This window comes from Methylobacter psychrophilus (assembly GCF_025583945.1).
Classification (GTDB): domain Bacteria; phylum Pseudomonadota; class Gammaproteobacteria; order Methylococcales; family Methylomonadaceae; genus Methylobacter_C; species Methylobacter_C psychrophilus.
The window spans coordinates 1-11,717 of the sequence record NZ_JAOEGU010000077.1 but is presented as its reverse complement, the minus strand read 5'-3'; the positions used below and the strand labels follow the sequence as shown (position 1 = coordinate 11,717).

12 protein-coding genes are annotated in these 11,717 nt (G+C 44.5%); 11 read left to right on the top strand and 1 reads right to left on the bottom strand.

Going from position 1 to position 11,717, the window contains the following annotated elements; genetic code table 11:
* Positions 1 to 118 precede the first annotated feature (118 nt).
* The 11 genes from N7974_RS19185 to N7974_RS19140 all read left to right on the top strand — a co-directional run bounded on the left by N7974_RS19185 (position 119) and on the right by N7974_RS19140 (position 10,934).
* A complete protein-coding gene (locus N7974_RS19185) occupies positions 119 to 781 on the top strand; it encodes an MFS transporter (RefSeq protein WP_262967156.1) in 663 nt (220 codons plus the stop codon).
* Between the two features lie 311 nt (positions 782 to 1,092).
* Entirely contained in the window at positions 1,093 to 1,407 is a 315-nt protein-coding gene (locus N7974_RS19180; RefSeq protein ID WP_262967155.1) for an MFS transporter, read from the top strand.
* A gap of 13 nt (positions 1,408 to 1,420) precedes the next feature.
* Positions 1,421 to 2,794, top strand: a complete 1,374-nt coding sequence (locus N7974_RS19175) for an anion transporter (protein WP_262967154.1) — start codon at positions 1,421 to 1,423, stop codon at positions 2,792 to 2,794.
* A gap of 416 nt (positions 2,795 to 3,210) precedes the next feature.
* Entirely contained in the window at positions 3,211 to 3,816 is a 606-nt protein-coding gene (locus tag N7974_RS19170) for a tetratricopeptide repeat protein (RefSeq protein WP_262967153.1), read from the top strand.
* Between the two features lie 287 nt (positions 3,817 to 4,103).
* Positions 4,104 to 5,132 (top strand): recombinase RecA, encoded by a 1,029-nt coding sequence (recA, locus tag N7974_RS19165; protein ID WP_243218495.1) that lies wholly within the window; start codon positions 4,104 to 4,106, stop codon positions 5,130 to 5,132.
* Entirely contained in the window at positions 5,122 to 5,640 is a 519-nt protein-coding gene (locus N7974_RS19160) for a regulatory protein RecX (RefSeq protein WP_262967152.1), read from the top strand. Before recA ends, N7974_RS19160 begins: the two co-directional genes overlap by 11 nt.
* Positions 5,641 to 5,678: 38 nt before the next feature.
* Positions 5,679 to 8,291 carry an alanine--tRNA ligase gene (gene alaS / locus N7974_RS19155; RefSeq protein WP_262967151.1) on the top strand — a complete coding sequence of 871 codons (2,613 nt, stop codon included), beginning with the start codon at positions 5,679 to 5,681 and terminating at the stop codon, positions 8,289 to 8,291.
* 74 nt (positions 8,292 to 8,365) lie between these two features.
* Positions 8,366 to 8,617 (top strand): hypothetical protein, encoded by a 252-nt coding sequence (locus tag N7974_RS19150; protein ID WP_262967150.1) that lies wholly within the window; start codon positions 8,366 to 8,368, stop codon positions 8,615 to 8,617.
* A gap of 155 nt (positions 8,618 to 8,772) precedes the next feature.
* Positions 8,773 to 9,042: a type II toxin-antitoxin system RelE/ParE family toxin gene (locus tag N7974_RS20835; protein ID WP_394813132.1), complete on the top strand. Its 270-nt coding sequence runs from the start codon at positions 8,773 to 8,775 to the stop codon at positions 9,040 to 9,042.
* A gap of 26 nt (positions 9,043 to 9,068) precedes the next feature.
* On the top strand, positions 9,069 to 10,298 hold the full coding sequence (locus tag N7974_RS19145) for an aspartate kinase (RefSeq protein WP_262967149.1): 1,230 nt from the start codon (positions 9,069 to 9,071) through the stop codon (positions 10,296 to 10,298).
* A gap of 126 nt (positions 10,299 to 10,424) precedes the next feature.
* A complete protein-coding gene (locus tag N7974_RS19140; protein WP_262967148.1) occupies positions 10,425 to 10,934 on the top strand; it encodes a hypothetical protein in 510 nt (169 codons plus the stop codon).
* Positions 10,935 to 11,059: 125 nt separating this feature from the next.
* Here N7974_RS19140 and N7974_RS19135 read toward each other — a convergent pair whose 3' ends face one another.
* Positions 11,060 to 11,665, bottom strand: a complete 606-nt coding sequence (locus N7974_RS19135; RefSeq protein WP_262967147.1) for a tyrosine-type recombinase/integrase — start codon at positions 11,663 to 11,665, stop codon at positions 11,060 to 11,062.
* Positions 11,666 to 11,717 lie beyond the last annotated feature (52 nt).

Sequence of the window (11,717 nt, the reverse complement as noted above, 5' to 3'; positions counted from 1 at the left end):
AAGGAGTCATGGCTATCCGTGTTTTCAGAGGTAGATCACTATTTTAACCTTATAAAGGCCAAATTCTATGTCGATTATTTAGGAAAGATGTCTAATATAAACCCAAGTGAGCCATTGCATGATCACAACAGCCATTAATCACCAAAATAACATCCATCTTGGAAAATTTATTCAGACTTTTAAAAGTACATCCGCTCTTGATTGGCTAAATTTTCTTATTGCCGATGTTAAGGACGGTCTTTGTCCTTTTCTGGTCATGTACCTTTTTTCTAGCCAACATTGGGAGCCTGGGCAGATTGGGGTTATTATGATGATTGGTGGCACGGCAACGGCTTTGGCACGGGCACCCATGGGGGCACTTATCGACCGGAGCTCATCCAAGCGCGGTCTTATTGTCGGTGCGGCAACTGTGGTTGCTATCTGTTCGTTACTGATCACCTGGTTTCATGGTTTTTGGGCGGTGGCTGTCGCCCAAGCGGTGATCGGTGTTGCCGATGCCGTGTTACCCTCTGCTATCTCGGCCATTTCTATGGGCCTGGTCGGTTCCCGGGCCATTACTTATCGGATCGGGCGTAATGAAGCTTTTAACCATGCCGGTAATGTAGTCACAGCTCTGCTGGCTGGTGTCGCTGGTTGGGCGCTGGCTCAAGAGGCGATGTTGTGGTTGGTTACCCTGGCAGCGGTTTGCAGCATAGTTGCCGTGCTGAGCATAAAGGCGTCGACAATCGATAACGATAAGGCACGTGGCTTGGAGAAACATGATCATGACCATAATCAATAACTGGTGAGCCTGCGTGAATTGTTTCAGAGTAAGCCATTGCAAATCTTTGCCGCTTTAATTACCTTGTTCCATTTTGCCAACGCGGCGATGTTACCCATGTTGGGCCAAGCGCTTGCACATAGTCAACCTGGTTCCGAGAGCTTGGTTATGGCGGCCTGCATTATCACGGCACAAATTGTTATGGTTCTCACTGCGATGTTGGTCGGCAGTAAAGTCGATCTTTGGGGGCGCAAGTCAATATTTTTGGTGGGTTTTGCCGTACTGCCTCTCCGCAGTTTGCTCTATACGCTTTCACAAGATCCGATTTTTTGGTGTCGATACAAGTTCTCGACGGTATCTGTGCCGATATTTTTGCCGCCCTGTTTTTTATTGTGGTTGCCGACCTTACCAAAGGAACGGGACATTACGGCTTCGCTCTTGGTGTGCTCTCAACGTGCTGGAGCTTGGGCGCTGCAATGAGCCATATAGTAGCGGCTCTGATCGTCGATTCGGCAGGCTTTGATGCAGCCTTTTTGTTCCTTTGTGGTATTGCGTTAATTGCTTTCTTGCTGTATTGGATAGCGATGCCTGAAACAGGTCCTGCCAAATTAATATCGACCTTAACGACGTCTATGCAGGATGCCTAAGGTAACTTCTTCGGTGCCCGAAACCATACCACTAAAGATAAAGTTACTTTCAAGGCATCGTCGTTGGCCCCGATTTGTCAGCATAGTATTGATTCTGCTCATTATTACTATGGCGCTGATCGCTGCCATGACCCCTGGTTTGCTACCGGCTGGTTTGGGCTTTGACGATGATATCAAGAAAATCGCGGCCGCTGTTATCTTCATTGGCAGTTATCTGGCGCTTGCTATTGGTAAAATCCCCGGACTGAATATCGACCGGGCTGGCGTGGCGCTGGTTGGTGCCGGTTTAATGGTTGCTTCCGGAGTACTGTCGTTGGAAGAAGCCTATAAAGCCGTTGATCTCGACACGATTACCTTGCTGCTTGGCATGATGATTCTTGTCGCCAGTTTGCGTTTGTCCGGTTTCTTTGCGATTGCCACCCTTTGGGTTATGGAGCATGCGAAAAAACCATTAATTTTATTATGCGCAATTACTGCAACATCCGGAATATTTTCTGCTTTCCTGGTCAATGACGCAATTTGTCTTGTGCTCGCACCCTTGGTGCTGGAACTGACTCGGCGGATGGGGCGTAATCCGGTGCCTTATCTGTTGGCAGTCGCGATGGCATCGAATGTGGGATCAACGGCCACTATCACCGGCAATCCTCAGAATATTATGATTGGCAGTTTTTCCCGGATTCCTTACCCGACCTTTGCGCTGGCACTGGGGCCGGTAGCGTTGCTTGGGTTGTTGATAACGGCGGCATTGATAGCCCTGTTTTACAGTAAAGAATTTATTGGTGCCGAACCGCTACTAGCGGTAACGCCAAAACTGCGTATTAAGCGTGTGCTGGTCATGCGGGCATTATTGGCGACTGCCATCATGATTGCGCTGTTTTTCGCCGGTCAACCGCCCGCCAAGGCAGCAATAATCATTGGAGGTTTGCTGTTATTGACGCGGCGGGTTAAAAGCAAGCGTATTTATGCGGAAATAAATTGGTCACTTTTATTGATGTTTGCCGGCTTGTTTATCATCGTCGCAGGAGCGCAGCGTACCCTGTTGACACCTGACTGGATTATTGCCGTGAGCCACTTGCATTTGGATCAGGTACCTATCTTGAGTGCAGTTACGGCGGTATTGTCTAATCTGTTAAGTAACGTGCCCGCTGTGCTGATAATAAAGCCGTTTGTTGAGTCACTGGCAAATCATGATACCGCATGGCTGACGATTGCCATGTCGTCGACTTTGGCAGGTAACTTTACCATTTTGGGTTCAATCGCGAATTTGATTGTTGTGCAAAAAGCAGCCGAGCAGGGCATTGTAATCAGCTTTTGGGATTATTTCCGGGTTGGCGCACCGTTAACTATTATTACTTTAATAATCGGTACACTATGGATTGGGCTATGAAACTCCAGCAAGTAGCCTTGATAAGATCAAATTTTACTGAATTTCAATAAAAAATGTAGAATGGGCAGCGAATAATGAAATATCATACTAATCTGGATTCGATAAGTAAACGGATGTATTACGTTTTACCCTATATCATCTAATCTTAAAAACCTATAATATCTTTTCAATTTAAAGCAATGATAGTTATTTCATTAGTAAACCCACTACCGTTAATCTTATAAAACATGCTAATCAAACGACTTATTTTACTTTTTTTATGGTCTTCTTTCCTTGTTGGCTGCGCTTCTCAGCCTCCTGCACCTGTATACGGAAACGGAACAACAATTTATAGTAAAACAAAACCTTCCTTACGGAAGTCAAAAGCGCAACAGCCCATAAAACCCGAGCCGATAAATCAAGGCTCTAATGATATAGTGACAACACAGCCACTTCAGGAATTTGTACCAATAACAGCACCGATAGAAGCGTTAGAACCTGAGCCTTTAATACCAGGCCAAGAGGAACAAGGACAAGTACAAAATCAGCCTGGACAAGAGCCTTTGATACCAGGTCAAGAACCTTTAGCAACAGGGCAGGAGGCTTCTCCATTCGGACAAAGTAATTCCTCACCCGCTCTTAATATCGAGCCAATGATTGTTGCTCCGCCGCCACCACAACCTCGTATACCGGCTTTTGCACCTTTAGAAACTTTTTCGCCGTTATCGCCAGCGGTCAATGCTTTAGCTTTAGCGGCTAATAAAAACAGTCAATCGGGAAATATTGAGTCGGCAACAACGACTATTGAGCGTGCTATTAGAATAGAGCCGCGAAATGCAACCTTATATTATAAGTTGGCCTTATTAAAGCTAAAGGATTCAAAACCCCGCTTAGCAGAAGATCTTGCAAAAAAAGCCGCAATATTGGCAAACAATGATACCCCACTTAAAAAACATAGCTGGTTATTGGTTGCCAGAGCAAGAGAAATGCAGGGTGATTTAAACGGTGGTAAAGAAGCGAGAGCAAAGGCTAACAAGTTTTAATTTTTTGATATCTTTACGCAAGACGAGAAAAAAACAGGCAACTAACTTGCATGGATAGATATTACCAGAGTAATTAGCTGTCTATAGCTTTGTCATCGCAACTTCCTGCTTTCGGAAACTAAGCCGTAGGGCTTGTATACATAGTTATGCTTAAGAAGGAACGCGATAAAAACCGTAATTTGAGTGTGTGTTGAAAAGTGCAAATCAACACTACCCGAACCCGGATGTCTATGTGATAATAATTGTATTAGTTAGTCGACATTTTTCTGGCCTACAGGGTATTAATAATGGATGAGAATAAAAAGAAAGCATTAGGCGCAGCCCTGATGCAGATAGAAAAGCAGTTTGGTAAAGGCTCTGTCATGCGTATGGGTGATGTGGCGGCTTCCCGTGATATTGATGTAGTCTCTACCGGTTCATTAGGTTTGGATATTGCTTTGGGCTGTGGTGGTTTGCCACGTGGTCGCGTAGTTGAAATTTATGGTCCTGAATCATCCGGTAAAACGACACTGACTTTGCAAGTCATCGCTGAAATGCAAAAGCTGGGTGGCACGGCTGCCTTTGTTGATGCCGAACATGCCCTGGATCCAAGTTATGCCGAAAAAATTGGTGTTAATGTCGATGAGTTACTGGTTTCTCAACCGGATACCGGTGAGCAGGCCCTGGAAATTACCGATATGTTGGTGCGTTCAGGTGCGGTTGATGTCGTGGTAATCGATTCGGTTGCGGCATTAACGCCTAAGGCCGAAATTGAGGGCGATATGGGCGATTCTCATATGGGCTTGCAAGCACGCTTGATGTCACAGGCATTAAGAAAATTAACGGGTAATATCAAGCGTTCCAATACGCTGGTTATTTTTATCAACCAGATCAGGATGAAAATCGGGGTGATGTTCGGTAGTCCGGAAACCACAACCGGTGGTAACGCACTTAAATTTTATGCCTCTGTACGTTTGGACATACGACGTATTGGTGCTGTAAAAAAAGGCGAAGAAGTTATTGGTAATGAAACCCGGGTAAAGGTCGTAAAAAATAAAGTGGCACCGCCATTTAGACAGGCTGAATTTGAGATTTTATACGGCGAAGGTATTTCGTTTATGGGGGAATTGGTTGACCTTGGCGTCAGCTATGGCTTTATTCAAAAAGCCGGTTCCTGGTACAGTTACGGGGATGAAAAGATTGGTCAGGGTAAAGAAAATGTAAAACTTTTCTTAAAAGAACATCCTGAAAAAGCGAAAGAAATTGAAGCCAAAATAAGAGCCGAAGCCTTCAAAAAGCCGGTGCCGATTATTCAACCGGTCATTGATGAAGTATAAAGAAATCCCGTTTACTTCAACCAATGAAGCAAGTGACAATCAAGACACAGATAAAAGCACTACTACGCAAATAAAGGAGTGCTGTCTTCGATTGTTGGCGCGTAGGGAGCATAGCCAAAAAGAATTACTGAATAAATTACTGCTAAGAAACTTTAACAAGGATGAGATTTTGGCGGTTATTGAGGACTTCGCTCTGCAAGGTTGGCAGAGCGATTTACGTTATGCCGAAAGCTATGCCAGATCCCGTATTCAAAAAGGTTACGGGCCTGTTGCGGTGACTTATGAGTTGCGCAAAAATGGCATAGAGGCATTTAATCTTGACGATGTTGTGCAGCAAACTGTAAGTAGCTGGATGGTGTTGTTGGAGCAGGTCTATAGTAAAAAATATGGTCAGGATTTACTCATTGATCGTAATGAGTGGGCAAAACGCAGCCGTTTTTTAATGCAGCGCGGTTTTTCCGGCACAATGATTAGTGCCTTGTTTGATCATTTAAATATTAAATTCTAGGGTGCGGTTTTACGCGCCACTTTAAAATTATTGATACCATGAAAAAAATGACTAGCGCCGAACTGCGCACCGCCTTCCTTGAGTTCTTTCATCAGCGTGGGCATTCCATTGAGCCTTCCAGCTCACTGGTACCTGTTAACGATCCTACCTTATTATTTACCAATGCCGGAATGGTCCAGTTTAAGGATGTATTTTTGGGCAGGGAACAGCGTGAGTTTAACAAAGCGGTGACCAGTCAGCGTTGTGTCAGAGCCGGTGGCAAGCATAATGATCTGGAAAATGTCGGTTATACGGCAAGGCATCATACGTTTTTTGAAATGCTGGGTAATTTTAGTTTTGGCGATTATTTTAAAAAAGAAGCGATTCATTATGCCTGGGATTTTTTAACCAAAGAGTTGGAGATTCCTGCCGAGAAATTATGGGTCACCGTTTTTGACGAGGATGCCGAAGCAGAAAATATCTGGTTGCATGATATTGGTGTTTCGCCGGCCCGTCTTTCAAAAATCGGCGCAAAAGATAACTTTTGGTCTATGGGTGATGTGGGGCCTTGTGGGCCTTGCACTGAAATATTTTACGATCACGGTGCCGATATTCCCGGTGGCCCTCCGGGTACGCCGGAAGAAGATGGCGATAGATATATCGAAGTCTGGAATCTGGTATTTATGCAGTATGACCGTGATGCAGATGGCACGTTAACGCCACTACCCAAGCCGTCTGTTGATACAGGTATGGGGCTGGAACGGATTAGTGCGGTGTTGCAAGGCGTGCATAACAATTATGAGATTGATTTATTTCAAGGCGTTTTAAAAGCTGCTGCCAAACTTGCCGACACCACTGATTTAAGTATCAGTTCTTTACGCGTTATTGCCGATCATATTCGTTCTTGTGCCTTTTTGATTACCGATGGCGTCATGCCGTCCAATGAAGGTCGAGGTTATGTGCTGCGCCGAATTATTCGACGTGCCATTCGGCATGGCTATCGATTGGGTATCCCGGATGTTTTCTTTTATAAGTTGGTTGCCCCTTTGGTTGACGAAATGGGCGAGGCTTTTCCTGAACTTAAAGCCGCACAATCTCAGGCTGAACGGGTATTAAAAAAAGAAGAAGAGCGTTTTGCCGAAACTTTGGGGCAGGGCATGAGAATTCTGGAAGCTTGTGTTGCCAAGATGCAAGGCTCGGTTATTCCCGGTGAAACAGTATTCCAGCTTTATGATACTTATGGTTTTCCCGTTGATTTAACGGCTGATTTTGCCCGCGAAAACAATCTGACGGTAGATCATGCCGGCTTTGAAACCGCCATGTCGGCGCAACGGGTCAGAGCGCGTTCGGCCAGTAGTTTTGGTACCGAATATAGTCAGGATATCAAGCTCGATAGTCAGACTGAATTTACCGGCTATGATCATCTCGATGATCAAGTGAATATTATCGCTCTTTATCGTGAAGGTCAGCCAGTTGATAGCTTGCAAGCCGATGAAGAAGGCTTGGTGGTTTTGGATAAAACACCTTTTTATGCCGAGTCCGGTGGCCAGATAGGCGATTGTGGCCAAATTATTGCCTCGGAAGCATTATTTAACGTGACGGATACCCAAAAGCAGGGTGGCAACCTGTTTTTACATAAAGGCAAGCTGATTTCAGGCGTCTTAAGCAAAGGTCAGCTATGTGCTGCAAAAGTTAATGCGGCAGACAGAAAAGCCACGGAATTAAACCATTCGGCCACGCATTTATTACATGCCGCCTTAAGGCAGACTTTAGGCGAGCATGTGACTCAAAAAGGCTCATTGGTTAATACCGAGCGGTTACGTTTTGATTTTTCACATTTTGAGCCGGTGACTGCCGAGCAAATTAGCACCCTTGAGGGCTTGGTTAATGAACAGATTCGTTTAAATAATCCCGTTACTGCACAAGTCATGGCTAAAGATTTGGCGGTAGAAGCCGGTGCCATGGCGTTGTTTGGCGAAAAATACGGCGCTGAAGTCAGGGTTTTAAAAATAGGTGAGTTTTCAACCGAGCTTTGTGGCGGTACGCATGTTAACAGGGCCGGGGACATTGGTTGTTTTAAAATAATCAGTGAAAACGGCGTTGCTGCGGGTGTCAGACGCATTGAAGCGGTCACCGGTGGTGGTTGTATCGAGTGGATAGCCAATCGCGATAAAGCCTTGAACAGCGTTACCGGACTGTTAAAAAGCCCAGCTGAAAAAGTTGCTGAAAAAGTCGAGCAATTATTGGAAAAAAACCGGGTACTGGAAAAACAACTTGAGCGCCTCAATTCAAAGCTGGCCAGTTCAGCGGGCGATGAGTTGGGTTCTCAAGCCATTGAGGTAGCAGATGTAAAAGTACTGGCAGTCAAACTTGATGATGTGGATGCCAAATCCCTGCGCGATATGGCCGATCAGCTTAAAAACAAGCTTGGCAGTTGTGCTATCGTTCTGGCGGTTGTTGATGGCGACAAAGTTAATTTAATCGCCGTTGTCTCCAAAGACAAAATGAGTCAGATAAAAGCCGGTGAACTGGTTAACTTCGTCGCCACTCAAGTAGGTGGAAAAGGTGGTGGAAAACCTGATTTGGCAATGGCTGGGGGTAATAATCCGGCCGGATTGGCGGCGGCATTGGCCCAGGTTCCGGCTTGGGTAAAGGAAAAGTTGACGAGTTAAACTTGATCGTGTTGGAGTGAGGTGTTAACTTCAATATATACAATATATTATGTTGATTTAATGGAGTTTACATTATGATTCAAGACGATATTATTAACGAGCTGCAGTATATTCCGGAAGCTAAGCTTATAGAGCTTTATGACCTTATTCATTATTTCAGGCTCGGAATTAACAGCGAAATTGCGGACAAATCTTCTCAAGAAGAGGCTTTTAAAATAGACAAGGCTATGTGCTTGAATGTTTTGAAAAAAATCAGACGAGATGACTTTTCAAGTTTTAGTGAAATTGATGATGTAGATACACACATTGAAAAGCTAAGAAATTAAATAGGTGATATCCAAGAATAAATATGCCCAAGTCACGCAGGATTTTTATTTATTTTCAAGGCGTAAAAATAGGCGCGTAGCTGGCTACGTAACTATTTTAACAACGTAGAAAATGAATAAAAAGACCAGTGATCTGGGTATATTTTTCGTAGGAAATCATCTTAGTTAAAGACGACAATTACCAGCGTAAAGAAAGGAAGTTTTTTAAAAAGCACACGCATTTAGTTGATAAGTATGCTGATGTATTGACTAAGCTCAAAATTAATCCTTTTGATTCGTCATTAAAAATGCATAAATTGAAAGGAGAGCTGAAAGAATTTTATTCATGTAGTCTAACGCATGACTACCGTATTATTTGCGTATTTTTAATACAAGATGAAACGGTTGTCTTGGTAGATATAGGCAGTCATGACGAAGTTTATTAACTTTTGCAATAACAAGGTTTTATTGAATGGCATTATATGTATATAAATTTGGCGGCACGTCGGTAGGTTCTGTCGAGCGGATTAAAGCTGTCGCTGAAAAAATTAAAAAAGCCCATGATTTGGGTAATCAAATCGTGGTAGTGCTTTCCGCCATGAGCGGCGAAACCAACCGGTTAATCGCGTTGGCAAAAGACATTCAAGAGCAACCCAGTGACCGGGAAATGGATGTTTTAATTTCTACCGGCGAACAGGTTACGGTGGCGTTATTAAGTATGGCGTTGCATCAAACAGGTTGTGCTGCCGTTTCTTATACCGGCGGGCAGGTAAAAATCCTGACCGACAGCTTTCATACCAAAGCACGGATACGCAAGATTGACGACAGCAAAATACGTGCTGATCTCAATACCGGTAAAGTCGTCGTTGTCGCCGGTTTTCAAGGTGTCGATGAGCACGGTAATATTACCACCTTAGGTCGTGGTGGTTCAGATACCACGGCGGTTGCCTTGGCGGCCGCATTAAAAGCCGACGAGTGTCATATTTATACGGATGTGGATGGCGTTTACACCACTGACCCCAGGGTTGAGCCTAAAGCGCGCAGGCTTGACCATATTACTTTTGAAGAAATGCTGGAAATGGCCAGTTTGGGTTCCAAAGTTTTGCAAATCAGATCGGTAGAGTTTGCCGGCAAATATAATGTTGCGCTACGCGTATTGTCATCATTTAAAGAAGGGTGTGGCACACTCATTACTTACGAGGAATCACAAATGGAAAGTGCTTTAATATCCGGCATTGCTTTTAATCGCGATGAAGCAAAATTAACAATCACCGGAGTGCCTGATTTACCGGGAGTTGCGTTTAAAATTTTGGGCCCGATTGCCGATGCCAATATTGAAGTGGATATGATTGTGCAGAATATTGCTGATGATGCCACTACGGATTTTACTTTTACGGTTAATCGCAATGATTATCCGCGTGCAAAAGATATACTGGAGCAAACCAGTGCCGAGCTGGGAGCAAGAAAAGTAAAGGGTGACAACAGTCTCGTAAAAGTGTCAATCGTCGGGGTAGGAATGCGTTCGCATGCTGGTATTGCCAGCACTATGTTTAAAACATTGGCAGATGAAGGCATCAATATTCGCATGATTTCAACCTCAGAAATAAAAATATCTGTGGTTGTCGATGAAAAATACCTGGAACTTGCGGTTCGGGCGTTACACGCCGCTTTTGGTTTGGACAAAGAGACTGAATCAATTTAGTCATCCACACAGTTTAACGTTAACTTTAGCAATACCAACCTTTGGCAAGGCTCTTCCTGGAATAGCCAAAGGTCTCACGGCCTGAGGTGATTTCCTGCAAATCATACCTTCGGTTTGCTGTGAAGCGTGACGGGGTTTGCAGCCCCGCAAGTTGTGGTCGTTGCGGTGCTTAACCTGAATGACAATACCCCGACTGGTTTAGTGACGATTACCGGCACGGCTACGCAAAACCAAACGTTAATTGCCACCAATACCTTGGCGGATGCTGATGGTTTAGGCGTCATTGCCTACCAACGGTTGGCCAATAGCGCGGCAATTAACGGTGCAACTGCAGACACGTTTATCTTGGATCAGTGGCAGATAAGCCAGGCGATTACCGTGCAAGCCAGCTATAGCGATGGTGCCGGTGTACTTGAACAGGTAACCAGTGCTGCCAGCGCTAATGTAATAGCGGTAAAAACCGGCACAGGGGGAAATGATTCATTTGTTGGTAGTGATAACAACAGCACGGTTGAATATGATTTTGCATCTGGCAAATGCCACAACCAGTATTACCCGGGTAGGACTCTCTCTGCTGATGGAAAAACGGTGGTATTTAAAGGGGTTGATGGCACCGATACATTAACCAATATCTAAGATCTGGTTTTTGGCAGTGGCACGATTAGTCTCGCTCCCCCCCCCTACACCCCACCAATAAAATCAAAGGCTTAGGTGTTTTTCACCTAGGCATTTTTTATTGCTTGTAGTAAATTTGTAAATTTTTAGGCAGTAGTTGTTTTTTCCTTCAAAACAACTACTTTACCTTCTTTTTTTAGACTTGCATTGCCGGTATATTCTTTTAGATGGTCGCTGGATAAGTGCGCGTACCTCATAACCATTGTTAAATCAGCCCATCCACCGAGTTCTTTTAAAACATTCAGCGGTGTGCCGTTCTGAACATGCCAGCTTGCCCAAGTATGGCGTAAATCGTGCCATCTAAACTCTTTGATGTCAGCACGAATTAACGCTTTACGCCAGGCGTGATTATTGGCGCCGGACACGTTGCTTGCGCCGGTTTTTAACTTGTCCTGTTTGATTGCATCAATGTGTTTATTATTTAAGTGTGCGTTTAGCCATCGCAAATGCACTTTATCAGTGTGCAGGCTTTTTTTGTGGCTACGCTCGCTTAACCATCGTATAACTGCTTCTTGCCAAGTGTGGCGGGGTTTGGCTCCCAAGTTTTTCACCCGCCATGCTTCGGCTTTCATTTTGTCGTGTAGCTCTTGTGCCTCTTGTTTTACTTGAGTCCCAACAGAGCGTTGTATTCGCTCGCCGTTTGCTGTGGTGATTTGAATCCACCACGTATCATTGCGTTTGTAGATTGACATGTTTCAATAACTCCATTTGTAGTTAAGCCACCATCAATCACGCGCAAGCCTT

What these genes read in the sequence shown, in the direction of transcription:
- N7974_RS19185 (WP_262967156.1), top strand. Translation starts at nt 119, where the DNA reads ATGATCACAACAGCCATTAATCACCAAAATAACATCCATCTTGGAAAA.
- recA (WP_243218495.1), top strand. Translation starts at nt 4,104, where the DNA reads ATGGATGAGAATAAAAAGAAAGCATTAGGCGCAGCCCTGATGCAGATA.
- N7974_RS19160 (WP_262967152.1), top strand. Translation starts at nt 5,122, where the DNA reads ATGAAGTATAAAGAAATCCCGTTTACTTCAACCAATGAAGCAAGTGAC.
- alaS (WP_262967151.1), top strand. Translation starts at nt 5,679, where the DNA reads ATGAAAAAAATGACTAGCGCCGAACTGCGCACCGCCTTCCTTGAGTTC.
- N7974_RS19150 (WP_262967150.1), top strand. Translation starts at nt 8,366, where the DNA reads ATGATTCAAGACGATATTATTAACGAGCTGCAGTATATTCCGGAAGCT.
- N7974_RS19145 (WP_262967149.1), top strand. Translation starts at nt 9,069, where the DNA reads ATGGCATTATATGTATATAAATTTGGCGGCACGTCGGTAGGTTCTGTC.
- N7974_RS19135 (WP_262967147.1), bottom strand. Translation starts at nt 11,665, where the DNA reads ATGTCAATCTACAAACGCAATGATACGTGGTGGATTCAAATCACCACA.